The sequence below is a fragment of the Arthrobacter sp. JB02-1C genome (assembly GCF_057748045.1).
Window position 1 is genome coordinate 574347 of sequence record NZ_CM173235.1, and the last position, 25282, is coordinate 599628.

At 67.8% G+C, this 25282-nt stretch carries 31 protein-coding genes and 1 pseudogene; 12 read left to right on the top strand and 20 right to left on the bottom strand.

Translation table 11 applies throughout. From position 1 onward, the window contains the following. Positions 1-15: 15 nt before the first annotated feature. Both AC3ANP_RS02730 and AC3ANP_RS02735 read right to left on the bottom strand, forming a co-directional pair. Positions 16-381, bottom strand: coding sequence for a J domain-containing protein (locus AC3ANP_RS02730; protein ID WP_488331825.1), 366 nt, complete (start codon positions 379-381; stop codon positions 16-18). Between the two features lie 124 nt (positions 382-505). After that, positions 506-931: an Hsp20/alpha crystallin family protein gene (locus AC3ANP_RS02735; RefSeq protein ID WP_488333130.1), complete on the bottom strand. Its 426-nt coding sequence runs from the start codon at positions 929-931 to the stop codon at positions 506-508. A gap of 177 nt (positions 932-1108) precedes the next feature. Between AC3ANP_RS02735 and AC3ANP_RS02740 the strand changes: the two genes are divergently transcribed. Then, positions 1109-1396: a MerR family transcriptional regulator gene (locus AC3ANP_RS02740; protein WP_488331826.1), complete on the top strand. Its 288-nt coding sequence runs from the start codon at positions 1109-1111 to the stop codon at positions 1394-1396. 9 nt (positions 1397-1405) lie between these two features. Here the strand turns inward: AC3ANP_RS02740 and AC3ANP_RS02745 are convergent, their stop codons facing one another. Then, positions 1406-2188, bottom strand: a complete 783-nt coding sequence (locus AC3ANP_RS02745) for a phosphatase PAP2 family protein (protein ID WP_488331827.1) — start codon at positions 2186-2188, stop codon at positions 1406-1408. 229 nt (positions 2189-2417) lie between these two features. Between AC3ANP_RS02745 and AC3ANP_RS02750 the strand changes: the two genes are divergently transcribed. Beyond that, complete coding sequence (locus tag AC3ANP_RS02750; RefSeq protein ID WP_488331828.1) at positions 2418-2627, top strand: hypothetical protein; 210 nt, start codon at positions 2418-2420, stop codon at positions 2625-2627. A 148-nt stretch (positions 2628-2775) separates the two neighbouring features. On the opposite strand, the gene manD is transcribed toward AC3ANP_RS02750, so the two are convergent. From manD to AC3ANP_RS02785, 7 genes are all read right to left on the bottom strand, one after another. Next, positions 2776-4005: a D-mannonate dehydratase ManD gene (gene manD, locus AC3ANP_RS02755; RefSeq protein ID WP_488331829.1), complete on the bottom strand. Its 1230-nt coding sequence runs from the start codon at positions 4003-4005 to the stop codon at positions 2776-2778. A 59-nt stretch (positions 4006-4064) separates the two neighbouring features. Next, complete coding sequence (locus AC3ANP_RS02760) at positions 4065-5036, bottom strand: sugar kinase (protein WP_488331830.1); 972 nt, start codon at positions 5034-5036, stop codon at positions 4065-4067. Further along, a complete protein-coding gene (locus AC3ANP_RS02765; RefSeq protein WP_488331831.1) occupies positions 5033-5719 on the bottom strand; it encodes a bifunctional 4-hydroxy-2-oxoglutarate aldolase/2-dehydro-3-deoxy-phosphogluconate aldolase in 687 nt (228 codons plus the stop codon). Before AC3ANP_RS02765 ends, AC3ANP_RS02760 begins: the two co-directional genes overlap by 4 nt. A gap of 5 nt (positions 5720-5724) precedes the next feature. Beyond that, on the bottom strand, positions 5725-6873 hold the full coding sequence (gene dgoD, locus AC3ANP_RS02770) for a galactonate dehydratase (RefSeq protein WP_488331832.1): 1149 nt from the start codon (positions 6871-6873) through the stop codon (positions 5725-5727). Positions 6874-6880: 7 nt separating this feature from the next. Then, entirely contained in the window at positions 6881-7774 is an 894-nt protein-coding gene (locus AC3ANP_RS02775) for a carbohydrate ABC transporter permease (RefSeq protein WP_488331833.1), read from the bottom strand. Continuing rightward, positions 7771-8748: a carbohydrate ABC transporter permease gene (locus tag AC3ANP_RS02780; RefSeq protein WP_488331834.1), complete on the bottom strand. Its 978-nt coding sequence runs from the start codon at positions 8746-8748 to the stop codon at positions 7771-7773. The genes AC3ANP_RS02775 and AC3ANP_RS02780 overlap by 4 nt, the downstream gene beginning before the upstream one ends. 110 nt (positions 8749-8858) lie before the next feature. Next, a complete protein-coding gene (locus tag AC3ANP_RS02785) occupies positions 8859-10154 on the bottom strand; it encodes an ABC transporter substrate-binding protein (protein ID WP_488331835.1) in 1296 nt (431 codons plus the stop codon). 134 nt (positions 10155-10288) lie between these two features. Between AC3ANP_RS02785 and AC3ANP_RS02790 the strand changes: the two genes are divergently transcribed. Further along, positions 10289-11050, top strand: coding sequence for a FadR/GntR family transcriptional regulator (locus AC3ANP_RS02790; RefSeq protein WP_488331836.1), 762 nt, complete (start codon positions 10289-10291; stop codon positions 11048-11050). Between the two features lie 45 nt (positions 11051-11095). On the opposite strand, the gene AC3ANP_RS02795 is transcribed toward AC3ANP_RS02790, so the two are convergent. Further along, on the bottom strand, positions 11096-11968 hold the full coding sequence (locus AC3ANP_RS02795; protein WP_488331837.1) for an NAD-dependent epimerase/dehydratase family protein: 873 nt from the start codon (positions 11966-11968) through the stop codon (positions 11096-11098). Between the two features lie 132 nt (positions 11969-12100). Here AC3ANP_RS02795 and AC3ANP_RS02800 point away from each other — a divergent pair, with 132 nt between their 5' ends. Continuing rightward, positions 12101-12340, top strand: a complete 240-nt coding sequence (locus AC3ANP_RS02800; RefSeq protein ID WP_488331838.1) for a DUF6480 family protein — start codon at positions 12101-12103, stop codon at positions 12338-12340. 10 nt (positions 12341-12350) lie between these two features. Continuing rightward, positions 12351-12878, top strand: coding sequence for a DUF427 domain-containing protein (locus AC3ANP_RS02805; protein ID WP_488331839.1), 528 nt, complete (start codon positions 12351-12353; stop codon positions 12876-12878). 17 nt (positions 12879-12895) lie between these two features. Here the strand turns inward: AC3ANP_RS02805 and AC3ANP_RS02810 are convergent, their stop codons facing one another. After that, positions 12896-13057 (bottom strand): hypothetical protein, encoded by a 162-nt coding sequence (locus AC3ANP_RS02810; protein WP_488331840.1) that lies wholly within the window; start codon positions 13055-13057, stop codon positions 12896-12898. 45 nt (positions 13058-13102) lie between these two features. After that, complete coding sequence (locus AC3ANP_RS02815; RefSeq protein ID WP_488331841.1) at positions 13103-14449, bottom strand: phosphoribosyltransferase family protein; 1347 nt, start codon at positions 14447-14449, stop codon at positions 13103-13105. Between the two features lie 395 nt (positions 14450-14844). On the opposite strand from AC3ANP_RS02815, the gene AC3ANP_RS02820 reads away from it, so the two are divergent. After that, a complete protein-coding gene (locus AC3ANP_RS02820; protein ID WP_488331842.1) occupies positions 14845-15528 on the top strand; it encodes a GAF and ANTAR domain-containing protein in 684 nt (227 codons plus the stop codon). A gap of 5 nt (positions 15529-15533) precedes the next feature. On the opposite strand, the gene AC3ANP_RS02825 is transcribed toward AC3ANP_RS02820, so the two are convergent. From AC3ANP_RS02825 to AC3ANP_RS02835, 3 genes are all read right to left on the bottom strand, one after another. Further along, positions 15534-16202: an esterase/lipase family protein gene (locus tag AC3ANP_RS02825; protein WP_488331843.1), complete on the bottom strand. Its 669-nt coding sequence runs from the start codon at positions 16200-16202 to the stop codon at positions 15534-15536. After that, entirely contained in the window at positions 16199-17026 is an 828-nt protein-coding gene (locus tag AC3ANP_RS02830) for an alpha/beta fold hydrolase (RefSeq protein ID WP_488331844.1), read from the bottom strand. Before AC3ANP_RS02830 ends, AC3ANP_RS02825 begins: the two co-directional genes overlap by 4 nt. 122 nt (positions 17027-17148) lie before the next feature. Beyond that, positions 17149-17496: a cytoplasmic protein gene (locus AC3ANP_RS02835; protein ID WP_488331845.1), complete on the bottom strand. Its 348-nt coding sequence runs from the start codon at positions 17494-17496 to the stop codon at positions 17149-17151. A 146-nt stretch (positions 17497-17642) separates the two neighbouring features. Here AC3ANP_RS02835 and AC3ANP_RS02840 point away from each other — a divergent pair, with 146 nt between their 5' ends. Then, a complete protein-coding gene (locus AC3ANP_RS02840; RefSeq protein WP_488331846.1) occupies positions 17643-17885 on the top strand; it encodes a hypothetical protein in 243 nt (80 codons plus the stop codon). Positions 17886-17947: 62 nt separating this feature from the next. Here AC3ANP_RS02840 and AC3ANP_RS02845 read toward each other — a convergent pair whose 3' ends face one another. Together AC3ANP_RS02845 and AC3ANP_RS02850 are read right to left on the bottom strand one after the other, a co-directional pair. Then, on the bottom strand, positions 17948-18370 hold the full coding sequence (locus tag AC3ANP_RS02845; protein WP_488331847.1) for a VOC family protein: 423 nt from the start codon (positions 18368-18370) through the stop codon (positions 17948-17950). Between the two features lie 131 nt (positions 18371-18501). Continuing rightward, complete coding sequence (locus tag AC3ANP_RS02850) at positions 18502-19068, bottom strand: type 1 glutamine amidotransferase domain-containing protein (RefSeq protein WP_488331848.1); 567 nt, start codon at positions 19066-19068, stop codon at positions 18502-18504. Between the two features lie 268 nt (positions 19069-19336). On the opposite strand from AC3ANP_RS02850, the gene AC3ANP_RS02855 reads away from it, so the two are divergent. Together AC3ANP_RS02855 and AC3ANP_RS02860 are read left to right on the top strand one after the other, a co-directional pair. Beyond that, positions 19337-19588, top strand: a complete 252-nt coding sequence (locus AC3ANP_RS02855) for a DUF2630 family protein (protein ID WP_488331849.1) — start codon at positions 19337-19339, stop codon at positions 19586-19588. A gap of 124 nt (positions 19589-19712) precedes the next feature. Then, the gene (locus AC3ANP_RS02860) at positions 19713-21167 is read left to right on the top strand and encodes a S8 family peptidase (RefSeq protein WP_488331850.1); all 1455 of its coding nucleotides are present in this window, start codon (positions 19713-19715) and stop codon (positions 21165-21167) included. Here AC3ANP_RS02860 and AC3ANP_RS02865 read toward each other — a convergent pair. Further along, entirely contained in the window at positions 21164-21415 is a 252-nt protein-coding gene (locus AC3ANP_RS02865) for a hypothetical protein (RefSeq protein ID WP_488333140.1), read from the bottom strand. The genes AC3ANP_RS02860 and AC3ANP_RS02865 overlap by 4 nt on opposite strands. A 146-nt stretch (positions 21416-21561) precedes the next feature. Further along, positions 21562-22194: pseudogene (locus AC3ANP_RS02870) on the bottom strand (LLM class flavin-dependent oxidoreductase); the annotation flags it as partial. Positions 22195-22260: 66 nt separating this feature from the next. Between AC3ANP_RS02870 and AC3ANP_RS02875 the strand changes: the two are divergent. From AC3ANP_RS02875 to AC3ANP_RS02885, 3 genes are all read left to right on the top strand, one after another. Beyond that, complete coding sequence (locus AC3ANP_RS02875; RefSeq protein ID WP_488331851.1) at positions 22261-24135, top strand: Na+/H+ antiporter; 1875 nt, start codon at positions 22261-22263, stop codon at positions 24133-24135. 35 nt (positions 24136-24170) lie between these two features. After that, positions 24171-24488: a DUF6221 family protein gene (locus tag AC3ANP_RS02880; RefSeq protein WP_488331852.1), complete on the top strand. Its 318-nt coding sequence runs from the start codon at positions 24171-24173 to the stop codon at positions 24486-24488. Positions 24489-24597: 109 nt separating this feature from the next. Then, a complete protein-coding gene (locus tag AC3ANP_RS02885) occupies positions 24598-25239 on the top strand; it encodes an NADPH-dependent F420 reductase (protein WP_488331853.1) in 642 nt (213 codons plus the stop codon). Positions 25240-25282 lie beyond the last annotated feature (43 nt).

The following is a 25282-nucleotide window of genomic DNA, read 5'->3' on the forward strand; positions in this document are numbered from 1 at the left end:
GCGCACCGGGCTGCCTCACTCCGGGCCGCGCTCCCAGCGGACCGGGGTCACGCGCAGAACCGGCTGCCGGCCGCGGTGCAGCCGAACCGGGATGTCCCGTCCCACGGCCGCGGCGGGCCCGGGCTGGCGATGCGCCAAAGCCGGGTCGTAGGCCGCACGCGACTGCGGATTCCTGAGCACCGCGAAGGACTCGAGGATGCGCCCCACCGCCTCCCCGTCCGGGACGCCGCCGGCGGATGCACCCGGCACGCCGTCGGCGGACGCGTCAAGATCAGGGTGGTGGCGCCGCATCAGGGCACGGAAGGAGCGCTGGATCTCCGCCGGTGTGGCGTCCGGCGTGACCTGCAGCGCAGCGTAAAAGCCCTGTGGATCGCGGTTCATCACTTCCCCCTGCTGGCGTGGCTGCTGGCGGCGCGGGTGGGATCCGGTGCTGCCAGCCGCTTCCACGCCGGCCGGCCGCACCGGATCCCGTGCTGCCTTCACTTCGTGCGGCAACCCCCGCGGGCTACTTCCCGATTTCCTGCATCTGCTCCTGGCTGTGGGTAATTTCAATTTTCCGTGGCTTCGCCCGCTCCAGCACGGGGATGCGGAGGGTCAGCACCCCGTCGGCGTAGGTCGCCTTGACCTTCTCGGTGTCGAGCGTGTCGCCCAGAATGAGCTGGCGGCTGAAAACGCCGCGCGGCCGTTCGGACGCAATCAGCTCTACGTTGGGCTGCGTCGGCTCCCGCCGCTCCGCCTTGACAGTGAGGACGTTGCGCTCGATGTCGAGGTCCACCGAGTCAACGCTGACACCGGGCAGGTCGAAGGCGACGACGAACTCGCCGTCCTCCTGCCAGGCATCCATCGGCATGGTGGCGGGCCTTGCCGCTGTTCCGAAAACCTGCTGGGTCAACCGGTCCAGTTCACGGAACGGGTCCGTACGCATCAACATCATTTCCCACTCCTTCACACCTGAGTCTTGAGATTCTCTTTCCGTATCCACCGCTCTGTTATCTATGGTGGTGGATATAGATTTTTTATAGCACCAGTGCGAGACTGATGCAAGAGAAATACCGGGCCGATGCCATGGAGCACGGCCCCGGCAGGACGGACGACAGCGGGGAGCACCGTGACGGAAGACGGCCAGAAGCTGGGCCTCTACGCGATTTCGGTAGTGGCCGACCTGGTGGGGACGGGTCAGCAGAACATCAGGCTTTACGAGCGGAAGGGGCTGCTGACGCCGGACCGCACCGCCGGAGGGACGCGGCAGTACAGCAACGCAGACCTGGCCGTGCTGCGGCGGATCGCCGAACTCCTCGAGGAGGGGCTGAACCTGGCCGGCGTGGCCAAGGTGCTGGAGTTGGAGGCCGCAAATGCCAAACTCCGCGCCGAACTTAAGCGGCGCCGCCAGCCATAGCCGGAGGGCCTACTCGGCGCCGGTCTCCTGTTTGGATAGCTTGCCGGTGACCTGTTCCCCGGGAATCCGCACTGTCCGCCAGGTGTCCAGGAGGATCACGGCACCGAGAATCACGAAGGACAACGAAAGCGACGCCAGCGCGTCGGTGGTCCAGTGGTACCCCAGGTACAGCCGGCTCACCGCCGCGAAAAAGATGCCGACGCCGGCCAGCAGGAAGCCCGCGACGGCCGCCTTCGGGTTCTTGCGCCGCGAGAAGACCAGGAAGGCTGTGATCAGGAGGAAGTCGCAGGCCCCCAGGACGTGCCCGGACGGAAAGGAGAACGTGGTGTCTGCGCCGAAGAGCATCAGGTCCACGGGCGGCCGGTGCCGTTCGACGCTCCGGCCGATGATCTGCGCCAGGATGACGCCGGTCAGCATGCCCCCCGCCAGCACCATCGGCCGCCAGGCGTGTTTGGCCAGCAGGCCCCAGGCCACCGTAACCACGAGGATGATGATCGGCAGGCCGATCGGGCCAAAGATGATGGCCAGGATGATCATGATGGTCGTGGCCGGTTCGCTGCGCAGGGAAACGAGTCCGGATCGCACCGGTTCGTCGACGACGCTGAGGCCGTCGCGCTGCAGCACGCTGACCAGAATGACGGTGAACAGCACGGCGCCGAGGGCCATCAGGGCGACGCCTGTCCGGTACAGGTTTCGCCGCGATTCCACGCTTAGGTAGCGCTCTTCGACCACAAACTTGTCGTGGAAGACCTGCCACCACCCGGACGATGTTCCCGATCGATCCTGAGCCATTGCCCGCGTCCGCCTTTGCGCAGAGAAATTGAATACTGAGTCAGTGAACTTTACCGCGCCTGGCTGGGCGCACGGCCGCCTCAGGGCGTGTGCCGGCCCCGCGGCTGCCGCCGGCGGCACGCCGTGCAAAATCTCCCTGCGTGGTGAGTTGACTCACGTTTAAATCAGACGTTATCCTCGAGGCAGCCGCCGGTGGTCACCCGGCATCACTTCCAGGAAAGACAGTACGATGACGACTGCTAGCGAGTGCATTGAGATCCGGGTCGACAGCCGCCTGCTGCTGGATGAGCGCCTCAACGAGGCAGTCCTGGGGCTGCAACAGGTCGCCATGGCGGCGGGCACGCACGGCATCCTGCTGACCCGGCACAAGCCCGGCCACTACACCGCGGCACTCTCGGACCAGGTCCCGTTCGGCCTCACCCGGGAACTCATCCACTAGGCCCGCGCCCCGCGGCCTGGGCCGCGTCGGCCCGCAAAGACCAGGTCCCGGGCGGCTGAGCATCGACTCGCCGCCCGGGACCTTTTTGTACCCGCGGCCGTCCGCACAGCCGCTGTCAGCGGCCGCGCGGACGGCAACCCTGCCGGGCTTACCAGTCGTGGACCGTTCCGTCGACGAGGCGGTTGTAGGGCAGGTAGGCCTGCTGGTAGGGGTAGGCTGCGGCGGCTTCCTCGTTGAATTCCACCCCGATGCCCGGCGCCTCGCCCGGGTGCAGGTACCCGTCGGTGAAGGTCATGGACTGCTCGAAGACCTCGTTCGTCGCGGCCGAGTGCTGCATGTATTCCTGGATCCCGTAGTTGTGAATCGCCAGGCCCACGTGCAGCTGCGCGGCGAACCCGACCGGGGAAATATCCGTCGGGCCGTGGAACCCGGACTTGACCTGGTACTGCGCGGCATAGTCCATCACCTTCTTCAACGGGCTGATCCCGCCAAAGTGCGTCGACGCGGCCCGGACGTAGTCGATCAGCTGTTCCTTGATCAGGGCCTGGAAGTCATAGACCGTGTTAAACACCTCACCGATCGCCAACGGCGTGGTGGTGTGGGAGCGGACCAGCCGCAACGCCTCCTGGTTCTCCGCCGGCGTGCAGTCCTCCAACCAGAACAAGTCATACGGCTCCAGCGCCTTGCCCAGCTTCGCGGCCTGGATCGGCGTCATCCGGTGGTGCCCGTCATGCAGCAGCGGCAGCTCCGGACCGAACTCGTTCCGGACCGCCTCAAACACCGACGGCAGGTGCCGCAGATACGCCCTCGTATCCCAGTCCTCCTCCTGCGGAAACGCCCCCCGCCCGGCCGGCTCATAGTCATACCGCTCCCCCGACGCCTGCGCCTGCGCCGCGACCCCGTACACGGCCTTGATTCCCGGAATCGCGGTCTGGATCCGGATCGACTTATACCCCAGCTCCAGGTGCTCCCGGACCGAATCGAACAACGACTCCAGATCCGAGCCCGACGCGTGCCCGTACGCCCGCAACCCGTTCCGCGACGCACCACCGAGCAACTGGTACACCGGCAACCCTGCGACCTTGCCCTTGATATCCCACAACGCCATGTCCACCGCCGCGATCGCGGCCATCGTCACCGGGCCCCGGCGCCAATACGAGGACCGGTACAGGAACTGCCAGGTGTCCTCGATCCGGTGCGGGTCCTTCCCGATCAGCAGCTGCGCCACATGCTCCTTCAGATACGCCGCCACCGCCAGCTCACGGCCGTTCAACGTCGCATCCCCGATCCCGGTCACGCCATCATCGGTAGTAATCCGCAACGTCACGAAATTACGGGACGGACTGGTCACAAAGACCTCAGCGGCAATAATCTTCACAGCTGTTCCAGCTTTCTGTCGGTCGGATCCGGGTCCGGGTTCGGAGACGGGGGTGGTGCTTAACGCTGGGTGCTTCCGTCCAAGGCGGCACCCAGCAGGGTCAGTTCGGCGGCACTGGGCAGGCCCTCGCAGTCGCCTGCGGTGCTGACCGCGAAGGCGCCGGCGAGGGTGCCTCGCCGCAGCCGCGCGGCGACGTCGCCGCCGTCGAGCAACGCGGAGAGGTAGCCGGCGGTGAAGGCATCCCCGGCACCGACGGTGTCGATACTGGTCACGGCGACGGCGGGGGCTTCCCAGCGGCCCCCGGCAGTGTGCACCCCTGCCCCGGCCGCGCCGCGCTTGACCACGACCTCGCGGACGCCCCCGTCCAGCAGTTCGGCGGCCATGGCCAGCTCGGCTGCCTCCGGGCCGTCCGTGCCGTCCGCCGCGCCGCCGGCGACGAGATCGAGCTCATCGTCGGACGCGATCAGGACAGCGGCGTGCCGGGCAAGCGGGGTGAGGACTGCGCGGGCCTCCTTCCGGGACCACAGCTTGCTGCGGTAGTTGACGTCCAGGGACACTGAAACGCCTTCGGCGGCGCCGCGCTCGGCCGCGTACTCGACGGCGCGGCGGGCGTCCGGGCCCAGCGCTGCCGTGATGCCGGTCAGGTGCAATGCCTTGGGCGCGGCGGCAAAAGCCCGGTCCACGTCCTCACGGCACAGTGCCGAGCCGGCGGAACCGGCCCGGTAATAGTAGGCGCGGCTGACGTCGGCCGTGCGGCGTTCGAGGAACATGACTCCGGTGGGGCGGTCCGTCGTTACCCGGTGCTGTACCGCGATGCCCTCCGCCCGCAACTGGCGCAGGATGAACTCCCCGTGCGGGTCCGCGCCGACCACGCCGGCCCAGCCCACGCTGTGGCCCAGCCGGGCGACACCGACGGCGACGTTGGACTCCGCCCCTGCCACGTGCATGCTGAGGCTGCCGCCGGCGGACAGCGGCCCCGCGGACCGCAGCGAGACCATGGCCTCGCCGAGCGTGAGCAGGTCCACGCTCACCGCAGCGGCTGTGCGGCGCTCCGCCGCTCGTAGTCGGCGGCGAGGCCGAGGAAGGCCCGGGCGCGCTCCCGCATCCGGTCGAGTCCGCCGCCGGACCCGGCGTCGCCGAAGAGCGGTCCGCCGAGCCCGACGGCGACAGCGCCGGCGTCCCAGTAGCCGGCGGCGCCGTCGAGGCCGACGCCGCCCACCGCGATGAAGGGAATGCCGGGGAAGGGGTCCCGGAGCGCTTTAAGGTACCCGGGGCCGCCGATCGATGCGGGGAAGAGCTTGACGGCGGTGGCGCCGCGGTTCATCGCCTCGTAGGCCTCGCTCGGGGTCAGCGCCCCGGCGAGGACCGGGAGCCCAAGCCGGGCGGATTCCTGGATCGACGCCGCGAGTGAGGGTGTCACCGTGAACTGGGCACCGGCGGCGGCCACGGCGGCCACATCGGCCTCCGTCAGGACGGTGCCGGCGCCCACCAGGCAGCCGTCCGGCGCCGCGGCCCGTACGGTGCGGATCGCCGCCAGCGCGTCCGGGGTGGTCAGGGCGATTTCGACGTAGCGGAACCCTTCCTCCATGGCCGCGAGCGCGGCCCTGGCGGCGGCGCCGCCGTCGGTGCCGCGTACGATCGCCACGAGGCGGGTCCGGCGGATGCCGGCGAGCAGCTCTTCGGGAGTCAAGGCGGGGGCCAGTTCGGCTGTCATGTCGTTCACCATTCTGCGAAAGCGCCGTCGGGGTGCCGCCAGACGGGGCCGCGCCAGGCGTGGCCGCGCTTGTCCGCGGCACGGACCACGGCCTCGTCGATCTCGATGCCGAGACCGGGGCCGGTGAGCCGCTCAATGTGCCCGTCGACAAACTTCAACGGGGTCTTGTCCAGCACGTAGTCCAGCACCTCGGCGCCCTGGTTGTAGTGGATGCCGATGCTTTGTTCCTGGATCAGGAAGTTGGGCGTCGCGAAACCCACCTGCAGGCAGGCGGCCAGCGCCAGCGGGCCGAGCGGGCAGTGCGGAGCCAGTTGCACCTCGTAGATTTCGGCCAGCGAGGCGATCTTGCGGACCTCGGTGATGCCGCCGGCGTGCGAGAGGTCCGGCTGTGCCACGGCGATGCCGGCCTGCAGCGCCGGCAGGAACTCCTGCCGGCTGTAGAGCCGCTCGCCGGTGGAGACCGGCGTCGTGGTCGAGGAGGTGAACTCCCGCAGCAGGTGGGTGTTTTCCGGGACCACTGGTTCCTCGAGGAAGAACGGCCGGTACGGCTCCAGCAACGGCGCCACGCGCCGGGCGTTGGCCAGGCTGAAGCGTCCATGGAAGTCGACGGCGACGTCGCGGTGCTCCCCGAGGACCTCGCGGGCGGCGGCGACCCGGCGGACGACGCCGTCGAGCTCTGCCACCGAGGCGATCGGGCTCATCCGGCCGCTGGCGTTCATCTTCACCGCGGTGAGTCCGACTTCCAGCTGCGCGCTGATCTGGTCCGCCACCTCGTTGGGTTCGTCGCCGCCCACCCAGCCGTACATCCGGATCCGGTCACGGACGTGGCCGCCCAGGAGCTGGTGCACGGGGGTGTTGAAGTGTTTGCCGGCGATGTCCCACAGGGCCTGGTCCAGGCCGGAGACGGCACTGGCCAGGATGGGCCCGCCGCGGTAGAAGGAGCCCTTGGTCATGACCTGCCAGTGGTCCTCGATCCGCAGCGCGTCGTTGCCGATCAGCAGCTCGGAGAGCTGGTCGACGGCGGTGCGCACGGTTTCGCTGCGGCCCTCGCAGCTGGCCTCGCCCCAGCCGACGATCCCGCTCTCGGTTTCGATCCGGACGAAGAGCCAGCGCGGGGCGACCAGGAAGGTTTCAATCCTGCTGATGCGTGTCATCGGTGGCCTAGCCCTTGGTGGCGCCGGCGGTGAGGCCGGAAACGATGTACTTCTGCGTGAAGAGCGCAATGATCATGATCGGGATGGTGACCACGGTGGCCGCCGCCATCAGCCCGCCCCAGTCGATGCTGGCGTAGGAGACGAAGTCGAAGATCGCGACCGGAAGGGTCTTGGTCTTGGACCCGGAGAGCACCAGGGCGAACATGAAGTTGTTCCACGAGAAGATGAAGGACAGGATCCCGGCGGTGGCAATGCCGGCGACGGACAGGGGCAGCGTGATGCGCCGGAACGCGCCGATCGGGGTGAGGCCGTCCACCTGGGCCGATTCCTCAAGTTCGAGCGGCATGGAATCGAAGTAGCTCATCATGATGTAGACGATCAGCGGCAACGCCACAAACATGTGGCTGAGGATCAGCACTTCGAAGCCGCCGACCATCTTCAGGTTGGAGAAGACGTAGTACCAGGGCACCAGGAGCGAGACGCCGGGGATGACGCGGGCCATCAGGACCACCAGGGCCGAGCGGTGCATGGTGAACCGGCTCATCGCGTACGCCGCGGGGACGCCGAGGACCAGCGAGAGCACGGTGGACGCGAAGGCCACCCAGAAGCTGTTGAAGATGAAGACGAAGTAGTTGTTCCGCTGCAGCACGTTCGCGTAGTTCTCGCCCGTGGGGGTGAAGACGAACGATTTTGCCGTGTCGTAGATGTCCACGTTGGTCTTGAAGGAAGCCAGGAGCATCCAGAACAGCGGGGCCACCAGGAAGAGAACCACCGCGATCAGTGCCACGACCCGGAATACCTTGTAGGCGCGGACCGCCAGCGGCTTGCGCCGGCGCGGTGCCGCCGCCGGGGCGGCGGTCCGGGATGCAGTGTTTTCAGTGTTTTCGTTCAGGACGGTCATTTGCTTCCCGCTTTCTTGCGCATGGTCAGCAGCCACATGGTGATGATGATGAGCATGAAGAACAGGATCAGCACCGCGGAGGACAGCCCGTACTGGTTGTAGTCAAAGCTCAGGCCGTAGGCGTAGACGTTGAGGGTTTCCACCTCGTGGAAGGATCCGCCGCCCTTGCCCTTGGTGGCGTAGAGGATGTCGAAGGTCTTCAGGGCGTCGATGCCGCGCAGCAGGATGGCCACAATCACGGTGGGCATCATCAGCGGCAGGGTGATGAAGAAGAAGCGCTGGAACGCGTTGGCGCCGTCCATCCGGGCCGCCTCGTCCGGTTCCTCCGAGAGTGAGGTCAGGCCGGCCAGCAGGATCAGCACCACCATCGGAGTCCACTGCCAGATGTCCATGAAGATGGTCGTGCCCAGGGCGGTGTCCTGGCCGGAGAGCCACGGCTGCGGCGGAATGCCGATCATGCCGAGCAGCTGGTTGACGAAGCCGATGTTCGGGTCGAAGATCAGCCGCCACATCATGCCGACGGCCACGGGGGTGGCGACCAGCGGCAGCAGGATGGCGACGCGGACCCATTTTTCGCCGCGGAAGGGGCGCCAGAGCAGCAGGGCGATGCCCATGCCCAGAACAACTTCGCAGACCAGTGCGACGCCGGTGAAGGTCAGCGTGCGGCCGACGGCAGGCCAGAACCGTTCGACGTCGGAAAGCACGGTCAGGTAATTCTCCAGGCCGATGAATTCAGACGCGGCGCGGACCGAGCCCTGCGAGTCGGTCAGGCTCAGGTAGAGCGTCCAGGCCAGCGGGAAGACGATCAGGACGCCGACGAAAATCATGGCCGGGGCGGCGAAGAGCCATTTGCGGTGCCGGTTGGCCCAGGCGGAAAAAGTCTTCCGGCTGCCGGGCGTGCGGGGCGCGCCGCGGCCGGCGGTCCGGGAGGCGTCCCCGGTGCTGGCGCCGCGGGAGTTGTTCAGTACAGACATGGTTCACCTAAAGAGTTGGGGGTGAAGTGAAGAGCTGCCGCGGCGGGACGGCGTGTGGGCCGTCCCGCCGGGCGGTGGTGCGGTTGCCTCAGGCGCGGTGCGCCGGGGCGTTATTTCTTTTCGCTGTCCAGGAACTTCTGGAAGGCATCGTTTGCCGAGTCCGCGGCGGCCGACGTGTCGGCCCCGGTGATGGTGGCAACGATCGGGGCGCCGACGATCTCGCGGGCCTTGCCGACGGTGACAACCTCGGGACGGTCGTGGCCGACGCCGGTCTTGGCGCTGGCGGCGATGGCCTCGGCCAGGTCCTTCGGGTAGGTGGAGGTACCGGCCGGGTCAGCCCAGACGGAGGCACGCGGTCCGGGAACGCCGGCCTTCTGTGCGGCGAGGGTGCGGTCCTTGCTGGTGGCCCACTGGATGAACTTCCAGGCGTTGTCCTGGTTGTTGGACGCCTTGTTGACGGCCAGGCCCCACGACGGGATGTTGTACGGCTTGGAACCGGCCGGCCCTGCGGGCAGGGCGGCGAAGCCGACCTTGTCGGAGACCTTGGACTTGGCCGGGTCGGTGGCGTTCTTGTAGAGCGAGTCGGCCTCGGTGTAGAAGGCTGACTTGCCCTGGGTGAAGATGGCCATCGCCTCGGGCCAGCTCATGTCCGTGCTGACGTTCTTGGGGCCGTAGTTCTTGATCAGGCCGCCGTAGAAGGAGTAGGCCTTCTTCGCTGCGTCGCTGCCGACGGCGGACTTGCCGCTGGCGTCGGTGAAGTCGCCGCCGAAGCTGTACAGGAAGCTGGAGAACTGGGTGACCGCGGCGGACTTGCCGGTGCGTGCCACGAAGCCGGCGGTGTCCGGGTTGGACGCGGAGATCTTCTTGGCGGCAGCCTCGAGCTCATCCATGGTCTTCGGGACCTGGAGGCCGGCCGCCTCCAGCAGGTCCTTGCGGTAGTAGAGGACTTCGCGCTCGGTGATGATCGGGACGCCGACCACCTTCCCGTCCACGGTGCTGGCCTTGACGGGGCCGTCCTGGTAGTCCTTCCAGTCCCAGTTGGAGTCCGCGGACACCTTGGACGTCAGGTCGGCCAGGTAGCCGTTCTTTGCGAACGCCTTGCCCTCCTGGAGCGGGCGGTACATCATCACGTCGATCTCATCGCTGCCCGCGTTGAGCTTGACGTTGTACTGGTCGGACAGCTGGTCCTCGCCAAGCTGCGTGAGCTCGACCTTGAGGCCGGTGGACTTTTCAAACTCCGGGATGGCGGCCTTGATGCCGTCGGTCCACACGTGGTTCGCCAGCGTGACCCGGACCGTGCCGGATGACTTGGCATCGCCGCTGCCGCTGCCGCCGCCACACGCGGTGACGCCGAGCGACAGCGCCGCCGCTACGGCCGCGTACTTCACAATTGAACGCCGCTTCATTACGACTCCCTTGCCTTCAGGGCCGGTTCATCCCCAGCCGTCTGCCGATGCATCGTTACATCTGCTCTGGAGCGATCTTAGAGAAATAAAGCAGACATATACAACCCCCTTGCGCTCGTCCGTATGATTTATTTATGCAAACCCCAAAGGCGGAGTCTTCGGCTGACCTGCACTCCGCGCTTGTCCAGACCCTGGGGCTCGCGATCGCCGAGGGGGACCTGGCGCCGCACTCGATCCTCCGGCTGGACGAACTCGAAGCCCAGCACGGCGTATCGCGGTCCGTGGTGCGCGAGGCGACCCGGGTGCTCTCTTCGATGGGCATGCTGGAATCGCGCCGCCGGCTTGGGACCGTGGTGCAGCCGGAGGAATCCTGGAACCTCTACGACCCGCAGGTGATCCGCTGGCGCCTCGCCTCATCCCGACGGGTCGACCAGCTGCGCGCCCTGAACGAGCTTCGCGGCGCCGTCGAGCCGCAGGCCGCACGGCTGGCGGCCGAACGCGCGTCTTTGGACGCAGCCAGCGACCTGGTCTCGCAGGCCGCCCGGCTGTGGGCGGCCGGCCAGCGGGGGGACCGGGATGAGTTCCTGCGGCTGGACATCGAGTTCCATGCCGCCGTGCTGCAGGCCTCCGACAACCCGATGTTTTCGCAGCTCCACAATCTGGTCGCGGAGGTCCTGACCGGCCGGACCGAGCACGGCCTGATGCCCCAGCTGCCGCAGCACGAGGCGCTCCAGCTGCACGTGGACGTCGCCAGCGCCATCCAGCGCGGTGACACGGACGCCGCGCATGTTGCGATGCGCCGGATTGTGGAACAGTCCACCGAGGAGATCGGCGATATCTGGTCCAGCCATCAGGGGTCCGAAGCCCCGGTGCCGCTGCGCCGTGAGGTCGGCTAAGTCCGTTCAGGCACGCTCCGGCGTTTGCCCGAAAGCCGTCCCGCGTCAGTCCTCGGTCGGGGTGGTGCGCAGTGAATGGAAGTTGCGCCAACTGTGCTCCGGCGCGTACCCCAGGACCCGCATGGCCTTGTCGATCGACAGCAGCGTCTCGTGCTCGCCCAGGTCCTTGACCACGGTGACGCTGGGAAAGACTTCGGCGGCCAGGTCACTGCTGGGCCGGCTCATCACCGTGTCCGCGGCGGCAATAATGAAGGCTTCAAAGCCCGGGCGCCCCTGCTCCAGGGCGCGCGCCACGGCCTGGGCCCCGTCGCGGCCGTCGATATAGGCCCACAGGTTCCACTTGCGCGCCCGGGCATCGGCGTCGAACGACGGGAACTGCTCGTAGTCCTCGGGGTCCATCACGTTCGAGAACCGCAGTGCGGTGATGCTCAGGGCGGGATCCCAACGGGTGAGCTGGGCCGCCATCTGCTCTTCGAGGTGCTTGACGAGCGAGTAGGTGCTCTCCGGCCGTGCGGGGTACTCCTCGTCCACCGGAAGGTACGGCGGGTCGACGTCGAACGGGAGTCCCAGCACCGTTTCACTTGAGGCGTAGACGACCTTCTTGATACCGGCACGGCGCGCGGCCTGAAACACGTTGTAGGTGGCCTGCATGTTGTTTTCGAACGTCGCCGCGTCCGGGGCAAGGCCGGGTGCCGGAATCGCGCCCAGGTGGACGATCGCGTCGAACCCCGCGTGCCGGTCATCCAGGCCGAGGATGACGTCGAGAACCTGTCCGTAGTTCCTCAGGTCCACCCTGGTGAATCCGGGGCCGCGCTCCCCCGCCTGGTCCAGGCTGGTGACCTGATGGCCGTCATCACGAAGCCGCCGCACCACACTCCTGCCCAGCTTTCCGCTTCCTCCGGTCACTGCAATTCTCATCAGGCTCTCCTCGGCGTGGGACAACGTTGTCCGTTCAGCCTAAAGCGGAGCCCTCCGCGACACGCCAGTCCGCGCGGCCCCGGCGTATGCTGATGGTTCGTTCCGCGTTTGCGAGTTACGGAGGGCACCGCCATGAGCACCTACCATCCCGAAAACGACCCGGCCAACCCGGACCCGCCCCGGCCCGCGGGCGGCACCAAGCGTCCGGAGGAGCCGAAGCAGCACGGGGACGGGGCCGATCCGGCCGCCTCGGCGAACCCCGATCCGCTCAGCGGCAAAATCACTGGACTGGAACCGGGCGGTGGGGTGCCCCCGGGAGAGACACCCCCGGCCGAAGACCAAATGAGCGGCGACCAAGGACACGAAGAGTAGGGCCGGCCTGATGAGCCCGGCGCAGGGGTCTTCCGGCTCGTTCCGGAGGCCCGAGCCGCACCGGCCCCGGGCCGGCCAGGAATCGGTGTGGGACTACCCCCGCCCGCCACGGGTCGAGGCCGGCCCGGAGCGGGTCGTGGTGCGGCTCGGCGGCCAGGTCATCGCCGACACCACCGACGCTGTGCGGGTCCTGGAGACCAGCCATCCGCCGGTTTACTACTTGCCCCTGGCTGCCTTTGCGGCCGGAACCCTGGTGCCCGTCGAGGGCACCAGCTTCTGCGAGTTCAAGGGGGAGGCGCACTACTTCGACGTGGCCGCGGGAGGCGTCCGGGCGCGCCGCGCGGCGTGGACTTACCCGGAGCCGGCCGCGGGTTTCGAGGCGCTCAGCACCAGGGTGGCGCTCTATCCGGAGCGGATGGAGGCCTGCGAGGTCGACGGCGAGCAGGTGACGTTTCAGGAAGGCGATTTTTACGGCGGCTGGATCACCAGCCGGATCGTGGGTCCGTTCAAGGGCGGACCCGGCACCGCGGGCTGGTAGTTCAGGGAGCTGCTAGTTCAGGGGTCTGCCGGGCCTGCGGCATCGTCCGCCGCATGTCCTTCTGCCGGTTCCTCCGCGTGGACGCGCTCCGCCTCCGAGGCTTCGGCCGCGTCGGTGTCCTCGCCTTCGGCCGGTGCCTCCGAATGGCGGCGTTCGTTGGTTTCCGGCGTTTCACTCATGAGAATTCCCTTCGGTACGGTTCGAGCGTGTTTGGCACGCAGGGTTCACCCCGGTCCGGCCGGCGCGCCTGGCGGCACCAGGAATTCGTTGAACCAGTCCCGGGCCAGGATGGCAGCCGCTGCCAAGGTGCCGGGTTCCTCGAACAGGTGGGAGGCGCCCTGGACTACTGCGAGTTGGCTGGGGCAACGCATCGCGGCCTTGGCCCTGCGGTTGAGCTCCAGGACTTCGGTGTCCAGGCTTCCGACGATCAGCATGGTGGGCGCCCGGACGGCGGACAGGCGCGGGCCTGCCAGGTCGGGACGTCCGCCGCGGGAGACGATGGCGCTGACGCGGGCGGCAGGCTCTGAGGCGGACCACAACGCGGCCCCGGCTCCCGTGCTCGCGCCCAGGTAGCCGACGGCACTGGCGGCGGTGTCTGCCCGGCTGCTGAGCCAGTCAGTGGCCGAGGAGAGCCTGCGGGCGAGCAACTCGATGTCGAAGACATTGGCGCGGTCGCGTTCCTCGGCCGGAGTGAGCAGGTCCAGCAGCAGGGTGCCGAGGCCGGCGCGTTGCAGGAGTCCGGCCACGAAGCGGTTCCGCGGGCTGTGCCGGCTGCTGCCGCTGCCATGGGCGAAGAGCACGACGCCGCGGGCCGGCAGGGTCAGGTGCAGCTGGCCCTGGAGCCTGACGCTGCGCGACGGGATCTCCACTTCCTCATCGAATTCTCCGGGGTCCTCGTCCGGGCTGGCGGTGCGGTTCGGCGGTGCATCCTGCAGGCGCCGGGCGGCGTCGTCGAGGAGCTGGACCACTTCTTCGTCCTCAGTCGGGGAGAAGTCGCGGTAGTGGTAACCCACGGCGGAGAACTCCCGGGGCGTCGCCAGGCAGACTATCTCGTCGGGTCCGCTCAGCTCCGCCAATGTGTCGGCCGGGGCCACCGGGACGGCGAGCACCACCCGGGCGGCGCCCAGTTGCCGGGCTATCCGGCAAGCCACGCGGGCCGTGGACCCGGTGGCTACGCCGTCGTCGACGATCACTGCGATCCGTCCGGTCAGGTCCTGCCGCGGGTGCCCTTTTCGGAACCGGGCCACCCGGTCCGCCAGGACGGCCCGTTCGCGGTCCTCGACCGCAGCCAGCTCCCGGTCGCCCACCCTGGCCTGGGCCAGGACGTGCTCATCGAGGACCCGTGTCCCGCCCTCCCCGACTGCCCCCATGGCAAGCTCGGGCTGGTACGGCAGTCCTAGTTTCCGCACCACGATCACATCCAGCGGAGCATCCAGGGCGGCCGCAACCTCGAACGCAACCGGCACGCCGCCCCGCGGCAAACCCAGGACCACGACGTCCTGGCCGCGCAATCCCGCCAGACGCCGGCCGAGTTGCCGCCCGGCATCGACCCGGTCTTCAAAAACGCTCATTGTCGTGGCTTCCCCGTCAAATGCGGGCCAAGGTTCGTCCAGCGCTGCAGGGGGCTGGGAATCGGACCAGAGGGCCGTTTCTTCCACTATCAGTCAGGAACCATGGCGATGTGAGGGCCCTAATACCCGGTTTGTTTTGCCGCCCCTCGGCCCGGCTGCAGCAGGAAAACCGGCGAGGCAAAGCATGCCAACTCCTGTATATAATCTGTCTCGGTACGGTTTAGCAGAAAGCCGTTGGATAGTTCTTCGATCCGGCTTTGCTGCCTCCGCCGCCGCCAGCTGACGCCGCTGCGGGTGTCGCGCCGCCGGATCGGTTTGACCCGAGCGAAACGGCATCAGGCATAGTGGTACGCGAGTCACCTGCAGAATCGATCACAAAACACCTACATCAACTGGTGCTAAACAGCGCCGACGTCGAGGAGTTCCTGGGGGAACTGGCCCGGGTCTCGGCGCGCAGCCTCTCGGAGCCTGACGACGACGTTCTGTGCGGGATAACGCTGCTCCGGCAGCGCAAGGCCGCCACCGTCGTCAGCAGCAGCCCGGCGGCCCAGGCCATGGACGAGATTCAATACGCCTTCGGCGACGGTCCCTGCGTCACGGCATCCCGGGAACAAGTCACGGTGTACATCGCGGACCTGGCAACCGACGGCCGGTGGCCAGACTCTGCCGCGCAGGTCCGGAAACACGGAATGCGTTCCATCCTTGCGGTGCCGTTCCTGCTCGACGGCGACACCCAGGCCGCCCTAAACCTCTATTCGCACCGGCCGAACCGATTCGACGGCCGGGCCGGGGAGCTGGCGCAGATTTTCGTCAGCCAGACGTCGATGGCGCTTCGGCTGGCCGTGCGCTTCGCCCAGTTCAGTGAAACAGCGGAGAATCTCAAGGCCACCCTGGAGACCCGCACCGGGGTCGACGTCGCCGTCGGCATCATTATGGCGCAGAACCGGTGCAGCCAGGACGAGGCCTTCGAGCTGCTCAAGGCGGCGTCGAGCTCACGGAATGTCAAGCTGCACGCGGTGGCTGCCAGTGTCGTGGAGGCCCTCGGGCGGGGGCCGGCCCGGACCCACTTCGAGGACTAGCGTCTTCAGCCGGCCTCTGCCAGCACGGTGCGGAGCGTGATCTCGTGGGCCAGGACGCGGAAGTGGCCGCCGGTCTCGAGCCGGACGTTCCGGGCGCCCGGCAGGACGCTTCCCTCCGGGATATGCGGATCAAAAATTCCGTAGATGGACGTGATGCGCTCGTTGACCTGCTGCTCGCGCGCCAGCTGCAGCGTGACGGCGTTGCGCGGCGAGAGGGCCCGCAGGCTCGGCAGGAGCATGAGGCTGGCGTAGCGCGAGCCGGAGAACGGCGCGCCGACCGCCACCATCCGGGCGATGCGCCGTTCGGGATCGAGCGCGGTCATGGCGTACTTGCCGATCAGCCCGCCTTTGCTGTGCGCGACGATCAGCGCGTCCTTGAGGTCCCGCTCGGCCAGGTAGTCGGCGATCAGGGCGGCGGCGTCCGGGACGGCGAGTCGGTTGCGTTGCAGTACGGTGACCACGTGAACCGGGTGGCCCGCAGCATGCAGTTCCCGGATGAGCGGCAGCATGAAGCGCCAGTCCTCAAATATTCCCGGGATCACCAGGACGGGCCTGCCGGTACCGCCGGCGAACTGGTCGGGGCGTGCCCGCGAGGCAGCGCTCCGTACCTGCCGGCCCAGGGCGTAGGCGTAATCGAGGGCCCACCAGCCGGCGGCCCGGAACAATCCGCTCACGCGCTGAATCCCCGGGGTGCCTGGCTGGCGGGCGCGCCGGCGCCGGCGAACGCCACGATGGACTCGGCCACCTGTACCGCCCGGTTGTGCTGGACCACGTGCCCGCTGCCTTCGATTTCCCCGCACCGCGCCTGTGCCTTGGCCGCCAGACGCCGGCACCAGTCCGCCGGGGCTACCGGATCGTGGCTGCCGCGCAGCACGAGCACGGGTGCTTGCACGCCAGTGACCCTGTCTTCGATGCGGTACTCCATCATGAGCCTGAGGTTTTTGAAGTACCAGGTTGGCCCGCAGCGCAGATAGTCCGTCAGGACCAGAACGTTGGAGCTGGGACTCTCGAAGAACAGGCTGTCACGGCCGAGGTCCAGGGCCTGCCGGACCACTGTGCGGCGCCGGTCGTTGACCACCGGGCCCATCAGGACGGCATGCGAAACCCGCTGCGGCTGCTGCAGCGCGGCTTCAACCGCGAACTGGGCGCCCATCGAATGGCCAACGATTACGAACTCCAGCACCCCAAGCTGCTCCAAAGCACCGAGCAGGTACGTCGCCTGTTCCTGCACGCTCAGCGTTTGTTTGGGTCTGGGCGTCGCCCCGAAACCCGGCAGGTCGATCGAATAGGTGTCCATGGACCGGGCCAGTTCCCGGTGGAGCCGCTGGAGGTAGCGGTGCGAGGCCCCGATGCCGTGGATAAGGACGACGGAAGCGGCGGTGCCGGTCCTGCCGGCGGGGCCCTTGGAGGCAAAGACATGGCCGACCGCACCTGCTGCCTCGACCTCGAGGCGCCCCGGTCTGCCCCTGGATGATTCTCGTTTCCGTGCGGCACTCATAACCCATACTAAGCATACTGACGATGCGGCGGGCTTCGGCCACTTCGACGGTTGCCTGCACAGAAGGCGCCTGGAAGCACCGGGTGCGCAGGGAACCGTCGAAACGGCTGCGGCCATGAGTATTAGCTGGCGGCCGGACCGAGGCGCGCCGGCGTTTCTGACGGGTCCGGTCGCGGTTCTTTGAGCTCGACGAAGACCGTGTGCGTCTCCGTGGCGCCGGTGTTTTCGCCGGAATGCGTCTGTGCCGGCAGCCACCGCGCCAGGCCGGAGGCGAGTTCGACGTCGAGGTCCTGGCCGTTGGCGGAGAGTCTCCGGCGGAAGCTGCTCAGTGTGATCATCACACTGTCGGGGTGGGCGTGTTCCACGCTCTTGTCCCCCGGAGCGTCCAGGTATTCGAGCACGCGGACCCGTTCGTTTTCGAAAAGCACGCGGTACAAGCCGGGGTTTGTGTCCACCGGATCGAGGTTCATGGCCGTATCCTAGCCCTGCGCGTGGCGGGCCGCCATCCCAGGGGGCTCCCCCAATCGGCGGCCTGTACTCCGACGCCGGGGCCGCTGTAGCTTGGAAGCGAGGTACGGAAGGTACCAGCCCACCGAAGCCAGCATCGGAGGAACCTATGAGCAACCAGCCGAACGATCCGAAAGACACCGTGAGCGACGGGGTGCAGGATGACCGGCGGCCCGTCCCCCGCGACGACGCAGGCGAAGGAACGGCTCCGACGTCGTCAGCTCCGGAGGACCGGGCGGCGAGTGAAGCCTCCGCCAAGCGGGACACCCAAAAGGTGCCCGGCCCTGCGGAGGAACAGGACGAAAAGTCCGCGGATGACCGCGGACTCACCACTGACACCACCCCGGACTAGATCCGGCACCGCCCGACACAACGGGGCCCGGCCGATTCGGCCGGGCCCCGTTGTGCTGTCGGTTAGTTCGCGGTTCCGGTCTCGGGGGAAATGTTGACCAGCCAGTCCACGCCGAACTTGTCCTTGCACATGCCGAACGTGTCACCCCACGGCGCCTTTTCCAGCGGCACGGTCACGGTGCCGCCGGCGGACAGCTTGTCCCAGTAGCCGCGCAACTCGGCCTCATCCGCGCCGCTCAGGGACACCGAGAAGTTGTTGCCCGGCGTGTAGTCCATGCTCTTGGGCGTGTCCGCGCCCATCAGCACGAGCCCCTTTTCGCCGGTCAGCATGCCGTGCATGATCTTGTCCTTCTCGGCAGGGTCGTCGCTGGCGTTGAACTCGGCGAAGGTGCTCATAGTCAGCTCCCCGCCAAAGACGGACTGGTAGAAGGTCATGGCTTCCCTGGCATTGTCACGAAAGCCAAGGTAGGGGTTGAGCATGGTCATTTCCGGGCTCCTTGCTAGCTGGTCGCGGCAGGGCGGGCGTCACGGGCAGGCCGCGCTCTGGTGCTTACACGGCATATCCTGCCCGATATCCGGGCCGCTTCATAGGGTTGCCCCGGACCCGGTCCCGCGGCTCAGGCGGTCTGGCCCGCGTGCTCGCCCTCGGCAATTTCCTCGAGCATCTTGTCGTTGAACGCCGGCAGGTCGTCAGGGTTGCGGCTCGTCACCAGCCCCTGGTCCACCACCACTTCCTGGTCCGTCCAGTTGGCTCCAGCATTCTTGAGGTCGACCTCCAGCGTGTAGTACGAGGTCAGATTGCGTCCGCTGACCACGCCGGCGTTAATCAACAGCCACGGGCCGTGGCAGATGGACGCCACCGGCTTGTGCTGCTCGAAAAAGCTTCGGGCGAAGGTCTGCGCGGCCTCGTCCACCCGGAGATGATCGGCATTCACTACGCCGCCGGGAATCACCAGGGCGTGGAAATCGGCGGCGTCGGCCTGATCGAGGGTGAGGTCGACGTCGAACGTTTCGCCTTTGTCGGTGCCGTCATAGCCCTGCAGTTTGCCGCTCTTGGGCGCCACCAGCGTGGGTTCTCCGCCGGCGTCCTTGACTGCGTTCCAGGGGCTGGTCAGCTCCACCTGCTCGACGCCGTCAGTGAGCAGGAATGCGACCTTCTTGCCTGCAATGTTGTGTTCCGACATAGGTCCTCCTTCAGCCTGCGCGAGGGTCCGCCAGCCCTTCAGCCGGCCGTGTCCCACGCGGTGAGATTGGTGCGTTACAGCTCCAACTCTAGGAAGCCCAAAAATAATAAGCAAGCTGACCAAAGGGGTTGGGCTGCAGCCGCCAGGCGACCAGCCGGTCGGCGGACGGCGCCGCGGCCTGTCGGCCGGGGCGGCCTCTGGCCATGGCCGTGGACCGTGATTACGCTGGCGGTGACCATAGTTTCAGGATCGCAGGAAGCAGGACACCATGGACGAACAGGACATCCTCCAGCGCATCACCTCCCTGGTCGAAGAAGAGCGTGACCTCCGCGAACGGGCCGAAACAGCCAGCGCGGACCATGACCACGTTCCCGACCGGCTTCGGCTCACCCAACTCGAGCAAGACCTCGACCAATGCTGGGACCTGCTGCGGCAGCGGCGCGCCAAGAAGCAGTACGGCGAAAACCCTGACGAAGCGGCAGCGCGGCCGGTCACGCAGGTGGAGGGCTACAACGGCTAAGCCCCGGGCGGGACGGGCACCTCCCGGGACCGCCGGCGCCGATCACCTCCTGATTTTTCTCCGCCGCGGGCCTACCATATGGACGGGGGGCACTCGAAAGCGACAACGCTTACTGGAGGCCGCAATGTTCACCACTGCCCGCAAGTATCTTCCGCAATTGCTTAAAACATTGGTGGCCTCCGTGTGGCGCCATCCCGGGCCCGGCGCCGCTTCGCCCCCCGCCCGGCAAGCCCTGCCCCGGCACGCGCTGGCGGGCCTGACCGCCGTCGTCCTCGCCGCAGCCGGAGGCACTGCCCTGGCCGCGCCCGCGGCGGCGGACCCGGAACAGAGCTACATTGTTGTCCTCAAGGACGGGGCGGGGGACGCCGGGGCAATAGCCGCCGCGCAGCAAGGCAGGTTCGGGGTTTCCGCCACCAAGGTCTACCGGGACGCCGTCAGCGGCTACGCCGGCACCATGACCGCGTCCCAGGCCAAGGGCGTCGCAGCCGACCCCAGCGTGGACTTCGTTACGCTCGCCCGGCAGTTCGACAAGCCCTCGGCGCCGCAGGCACCGAATACCGAGATAGCGCCTTTCTGGTGGCTACGGATCGGCGGGGACATCGACCGCGCCAGGGAAGGTGCGACCAAGCGGGCCAGCGACTCGAATTCAAACGTCAACGTGGCGGTTATCGACAGCGGCATTGACAGCACCCACCCCGACCTCAACGTCCGGGGCGGGATCGACTGCACCTCGGGCGCCCCGGTCAAGGTAAAGCCGGTCGACGTGCTGGGCCACGGGACCGCGGTGGCCGGCGTGATCGGGGCCCGCAACAACGGCTCCGGCATCGTCGGTACGGCGCCGGGAACGCCGCTGTGGTCGGTCCGCGTCGTGTCCGACGCCGGGACCATCTCGGAGGCGAGCCTGATCTGCGCCATTGACTGGGTGACCTCGACCCGGCGCGATCAGGACAGGTCCAACGACATCGACGTCGCCAACATCAGCATCGCCGGGCCCGGCTCCAACACCGCCAACTGCGGCAAGGGCACCGACCCGATGCACTACGCCATCTGCCGCTCGGTCCGGGCCGGCGTGGCGTACACCGTTGCTGCCGGCAACGCGGCCTCGGACCTTGCCGGTACCGTGCCCGCGGCCTACCACGAGGTGATGACGGCAACTGCCATGGCCGACTTCGACGGACACCCCGGCGGCCTCGCGCCAAGCACCTGCGGCAAGGATGACTGGACCGTCCTGGGCCAGCGGGACGACCAGCCCGCGTTCTTCTCAAACTTCGCCGTCAACGCCGCAGACCAGCGGCACACGGTCGCGGCGCCGGGCGTCTGTATCCTGTCCACGGCGCGGGGCGGAGGCTACGGGGTCAACCACGGCACCAGTTTCGCCAGCCCGGCTGTGGCCGGCGCGGTGGCCCTGTGCATCAGCCAGGAGGTCTGCCAGGGTTCGGGCGCCGATGTCAGCGAGCAGTTTATCGAGCTCGCCGAATCGTACAACCAGCGTCACCACGACTTCGGCTTTGCCGGGGACCCACTGCGCCCCGCAGGGACGAAGTACTACGGCTACCTCACCACGATCAGCAAGTTCTAGGAGGCCCCGGTTTCGCGGTTCACGGCGGGCATGATTTCGGTGGCCAGCAGTTCGATCGAACGCGCGGTTTCAGCGAATGGCAGCCCGCCGAGCCCGATTTGAGCCAGGTACCGGCTGTTGCCCAGGGTCGCCTGGATCTCGAGGAGCTTTTCGGTGATTTGCTGCGGGCTGCCCACCAGGAGTCCGCCGCCCGGTTCGGTCCAGTCGTCGAAGGTCGAGCGCGGGAAGTGGTCCACCGGTCGCGGCATGTTCTGCTCAAAGTAGGCAGCGTAGTGCGGGTAGAACGTGTCACGGGCCTGTTGCGAGGTTCGCGCCGCATAGAAGTGTCCGCCGGCCCCACCTGCAGGGCGGCAGCCTCGTGACCGGCGTCGGCGGCGCTTTGGCGGTACAGCTGCACAAGCCGCCGGAAGCGCTCCGGCCCGGAGAGCAACGCGACGAACAGCGGCAGGCCCAACCGGCCGGCCCGGGCAAAGCTCGCTGGCGTGCCGCCGACCCCCACCCAGACCGGCAGCTTGTCCTGCAACGGGCGCGGAACGACGTCCAGTCCCGTCAGGGTCTGCGTCAGTTGCCCCTGCCACTGCACCACCGCATCATCCCTGAGTTCCAGCAGCATCCGCAGCTTCTCATCAAAAAGGGCGTCATAGTCCTCCAGGCGGTGGCCGAACAGGGGGTACGACTCCACGAAGGCGCCCCGGCCCGCAATAAGTTCGGCGCGCCCGTCGGAAATCAGGTCAAGGGTGGCAAACTGCTCGAACAGCCGGACCGGGTCCTGGGTGGACAGGACGGTAACGGCGGTCCCCAGCCGCAGGTTTTTGGTCTCCCGGGCGACCGCGGCCAAGACGATCTCCGGGGCCGAGAGCGCGAAATCCCGGCGGTGGTGCTCCCCCAGGCCGAGGAAACCGAGGCCCGCCTGGTCCGCAAGTTTAGCCAGTTCGATGATGTCCTTCAGGCGCTGCTGCGGGGAGAGCGCCGTGCCGGTGCCGGGGTTGCGGGTCAGTTCGCCGAAGGTAAAGATGCCAAAGTCCATATTGATTGAACATTCAAGCAGTGGGTTTCATTCCAAGCCCGCGGCGCCGGCTGAGAGAATTGCCAGATGGAACTCGCACTTGGTTTGCTGGTCCTCGTAGCGGTGGTCTGCGCCGGGAGTGCGCTGGGCCGGAAACTCAACATATCCGTGCCGCTGCTGCTGGTCCTGGCCGGGATCGCGGGGTCGTTCCTGCCCTTCATCCCGCCGGTGGAGCTGAATCCCGAGCTGGTGCTGGTGGGTCTGCTGCCGCCGCTGCTCTACGCCGCCGCGCTGCGCGCCTCGCTCTTCGACTTCCGCTCCAACCGGCGGGCCATCGCGTTGCTCTCCGTGGGCTACGTCATTTTCGGGACGCTGGCGGTGGGCGCCGTGGTCTGGCTGCTGTTCCCGGAGATTCCCCTGGCCGCGGCGATCGCCCTCGGCGCCGTCGTCGCGCCGCCGGACGCCGTGGCCGCGACCGCCATTGCCCGGAAGGTGGGGATGCCGCGGCGGATCGTCACCATTCTGGAGGGTGAATCGCTGCTCAATGACGCGACAGCACTGGTCTGCCTTCGCGCCGCCATTGCCGCGCTGGCAGGTTCCGTGTCAGCGGCCGGGGTCGCCGGCGGCTTCTTGGTCGCAGCCGGCGGCGGCCTCGTGGTGGGGCTGGCGGCAGCCTTCGTCCTGACAGCACTGCGCAAGCGGATCCGGAACGTCGCGATCAACACCTCGACGTCGCTGATGGCCCCGTTCGTCGCCTACCTCCCGGCGGAGGCGATCCATGCCTCGGGCGTGCTCGCCGTCGTCGTCGCCGGGCTCGCGATGGGCACGAAGGCGCCGTCGATGCCCAACGGGGCCGCCCGGCTGAGCCAGCGCAGCAACTGGGACACAGTGCAGTTCCTGCTGGAAAACTCCGTGTTCCTGCTGATCGGCCTGCAGGTCCGGACCATCATCAACGGCGTCCAGGACGACTCCCTCGGCCCCGGCCGGATCTGGGCCGGGTGTGCGGTGATCTTGATTGCGGTCCTGCTGCTGCGGCCGGTCTGGGTCTTTCCGGCGACGTACCTGCCCCGGTTGATCCCATCCGTGCAGCGCGCAGACCCGGCGCCGCCCTGGCAGTTTGCCGCCATCGTGTCCTGGGCGGGGATGCGCGGGGTGGTCACCCTTGCGGCGGTCCTGGTGCTGCCGGCCGGACTGGAACACCGGTCGGTGCTGATCCTGGCCGCCATGGTGGTGGTGGCGGGCACGCTGACGCTGCAAGGATTCACGCTGCCGCCGCTCGTCCGGCTGCTGCGGTTGCCCGGGCCGGACCAGCGTGAGGACGCCTTGCACCAGGCGGCCTTGATGCAGCAGGCCACGGCAGCCGGGGTGCGGCGATTGCAGGAGCTCCGCACCGACAACGACCCGCCGGAAGTGGTGGCCATGCTAAAGCGGCGCACCCAGGAGCGGGGGCTGGCCTCCTGGGAACGGCTGGGCCGGCCGAACGCCGAGGCCGCCACTCCCAGCCAGCGCTATGCCCAGCTCCGGCTCGCCATGCTGGAAGCCGAACGCGCCAAGGTCCTGGAGCTGCGGCGCGGCGGCGGATACGCGCACGAGGTCCTCAGCGAAGTCCTGGAGCGCCTGGACGTGGAGGAATCCATGCTCGACGTCGCGCTGGTCGAGCTGGAGTCCCCAAGCGAAGATTCCGGCGAGGGGATCGCCCGCCCCGGCGGGGCCTGCGGGCACCTGCAGGCGGCCCCGCAACCGGAGGTTCCGCTGGAGCCGTTCTGCCCCGACTGCCGCCGGGAAGGCACGACGCCGGTGCACCTGCGGATGTGCCTGGCGTGCGGGACTGTGGGCTGCTGTGATTCCTCACCGGGGACCCATGCGACCCGGCACTTCAGGGCGAGTGGCCATCCGGTGATGAGGAGCATCGAACCGGGCGAGAACTGGCGCTGGTGCTACGAGGACGAGCTGCTGGGGTGATGCCAAGGCCGTCCGGCGCGGCGTAACCTCGGTTTGTGGACATCGTTGAGTTCCTGTCCGAGCGCATCTCCGAGGATGAGGCGGCGGCCCGGACGGTGCTCAGCGACCGGGCCGTCTCCAAATCCGGCGAATGGTACGAACAACGGCTGCTCCTGGAATGTGAGGCGAAACGGCGGCTGATCGGTGTGGTCGAAGCGGCCCGACAGTCCGCGCTGGCCGCGATGGTCAGCGATCCGTTCCAGGAAGCCGACTGGGGTCCACGGTCACTCGATTGGATGGAGCGTTCGCTGCAGGCCCTGGCGCTGCCGTATTTCGACCACCCGGACTTTGAGCAGGACTGGCTGCGACGCTAGGTCCCGCGCTGGGCTTCCGGCGCTTGGGCTTCCGGTGCGGGGGTCCCGTGCCGAAAGGTCCCGCGCCGGGCGCTGAAATATCCCCGGCCGCGCAGCTGTTGGCGCTGGTATGACAACAATTGGAATCATCGGCGCAGGACACATTGGCAGCCAGGTCGCACGCAAGGCGGTGCAGCTCGGCTACGACGTCGTGATCAGCAACTCGCGGGGCCCGGAAACCCTGAGCGATCTGGTCGACGAGCTGGGACCGCACGCCACGGCGGCAACGGCAGCCGAGGCCGCGGCGGCGGCCGACTTCGCCGTCGTCACCGTTCCGCTGAAGAACCTCAAGGCCATCCCGGTCCAGCCGCTGGCCGGCAAGATCGTGATCGATACCAACAACTACTACTGGGAACGCGACGGCCGGTACCCGGAGCTGGACAACGGCGAGGCCACCACCTCGGGCCTGCTCCAGGAGCACCTGCCGCAGTCCAAGGTGGCGAAGGGGTTCAACCACATCATGGCCGCCCAGATCACCACCGACGGCAGCCCGGCAGGCACCGAAAACCGCCGCGCCCTGGCCACCGCGAGCGACTTTCCGGAGGCTGCGGAACTCGTCACGCGGTTCTACGATGAGTTCGGCTTCGATACCGTCAACATCGGCCCGCTCTCGGAGAGTTGGCGGGTGGAACGTGACCGTCCCGCGTACGGCGTCCGCCAGAACGCGGCCGAACTGAAGGAAAACCTGGCGCGGGCGCCGCGCACTGTCTAAGCGCGGCTCCTTCGCCGAGGTGGCAGTTCACGGCAATGTTCGC

What these genes read in the sequence shown, in the direction of transcription:
- AC3ANP_RS02735 (WP_488333130.1), bottom strand. Translation starts at nt 931, where the DNA reads ATGTTGATGCGTACGGACCCGTTCCGTGAACTGGACCGGTTGACCCAG.
- AC3ANP_RS02785 (WP_488331835.1), bottom strand. Translation starts at nt 10,154, where the DNA reads ATGAAGCGGCGTTCAATTGTGAAGTACGCGGCCGTAGCGGCGGCGCTG.
- AC3ANP_RS02750 (WP_488331828.1), top strand. Translation starts at nt 2,418, where the DNA reads ATGACGACTGCTAGCGAGTGCATTGAGATCCGGGTCGACAGCCGCCTG.
- AC3ANP_RS02840 (WP_488331846.1), top strand. Translation starts at nt 17,643, where the DNA reads ATGAGCAACCAGCCGAACGATCCGAAAGACACCGTGAGCGACGGGGTG.
- AC3ANP_RS02830 (WP_488331844.1), bottom strand. Translation starts at nt 17,026, where the DNA reads ATGAGTGCCGCACGGAAACGAGAATCATCCAGGGGCAGACCGGGGCGC.
- AC3ANP_RS02790 (WP_488331836.1), top strand. Translation starts at nt 10,289, where the DNA reads ATGCAAACCCCAAAGGCGGAGTCTTCGGCTGACCTGCACTCCGCGCTT.
- AC3ANP_RS02875 (WP_488331851.1), top strand. Translation starts at nt 22,261, where the DNA reads ATGGAACTCGCACTTGGTTTGCTGGTCCTCGTAGCGGTGGTCTGCGCC.
- AC3ANP_RS02805 (WP_488331839.1), top strand. Translation starts at nt 12,351, where the DNA reads ATGAGCCCGGCGCAGGGGTCTTCCGGCTCGTTCCGGAGGCCCGAGCCG.
- AC3ANP_RS02885 (WP_488331853.1), top strand. Translation starts at nt 24,598, where the DNA reads ATGACAACAATTGGAATCATCGGCGCAGGACACATTGGCAGCCAGGTC.
- AC3ANP_RS02845 (WP_488331847.1), bottom strand. Translation starts at nt 18,370, where the DNA reads ATGACCATGCTCAACCCCTACCTTGGCTTTCGTGACAATGCCAGGGAA.
- AC3ANP_RS02745 (WP_488331827.1), bottom strand. Translation starts at nt 2,188, where the DNA reads ATGGCTCAGGATCGATCGGGAACATCGTCCGGGTGGTGGCAGGTCTTC.
- AC3ANP_RS02855 (WP_488331849.1), top strand. Translation starts at nt 19,337, where the DNA reads ATGGACGAACAGGACATCCTCCAGCGCATCACCTCCCTGGTCGAAGAA.
- AC3ANP_RS02835 (WP_488331845.1), bottom strand. Translation starts at nt 17,496, where the DNA reads ATGAACCTCGATCCGGTGGACACAAACCCCGGCTTGTACCGCGTGCTT.
- AC3ANP_RS02730 (WP_488331825.1), bottom strand. Translation starts at nt 381, where the DNA reads ATGAACCGCGATCCACAGGGCTTTTACGCTGCGCTGCAGGTCACGCCG.
- AC3ANP_RS02795 (WP_488331837.1), bottom strand. Translation starts at nt 11,968, where the DNA reads ATGAGAATTGCAGTGACCGGAGGAAGCGGAAAGCTGGGCAGGAGTGTG.
- AC3ANP_RS02780 (WP_488331834.1), bottom strand. Translation starts at nt 8,748, where the DNA reads ATGTCTGTACTGAACAACTCCCGCGGCGCCAGCACCGGGGACGCCTCC.
- AC3ANP_RS02800 (WP_488331838.1), top strand. Translation starts at nt 12,101, where the DNA reads ATGAGCACCTACCATCCCGAAAACGACCCGGCCAACCCGGACCCGCCC.
- AC3ANP_RS02815 (WP_488331841.1), bottom strand. Translation starts at nt 14,449, where the DNA reads ATGAGCGTTTTTGAAGACCGGGTCGATGCCGGGCGGCAACTCGGCCGG.
- dgoD (WP_488331832.1), bottom strand. Translation starts at nt 6,873, where the DNA reads ATGACACGCATCAGCAGGATTGAAACCTTCCTGGTCGCCCCGCGCTGG.
- AC3ANP_RS02865 (WP_488333140.1), bottom strand. Translation starts at nt 21,415, where the DNA reads ATGCCGCGACCGGTGGACCACTTCCCGCGCTCGACCTTCGACGACTGG.
- AC3ANP_RS02810 (WP_488331840.1), bottom strand. Translation starts at nt 13,057, where the DNA reads ATGAGTGAAACGCCGGAAACCAACGAACGCCGCCATTCGGAGGCACCG.
- AC3ANP_RS02775 (WP_488331833.1), bottom strand. Translation starts at nt 7,774, where the DNA reads ATGACCGTCCTGAACGAAAACACTGAAAACACTGCATCCCGGACCGCC.
- AC3ANP_RS02860 (WP_488331850.1), top strand. Translation starts at nt 19,713, where the DNA reads ATGTTCACCACTGCCCGCAAGTATCTTCCGCAATTGCTTAAAACATTG.
- AC3ANP_RS02850 (WP_488331848.1), bottom strand. Translation starts at nt 19,068, where the DNA reads ATGTCGGAACACAACATTGCAGGCAAGAAGGTCGCATTCCTGCTCACT.
- AC3ANP_RS02765 (WP_488331831.1), bottom strand. Translation starts at nt 5,719, where the DNA reads ATGACAGCCGAACTGGCCCCCGCCTTGACTCCCGAAGAGCTGCTCGCC.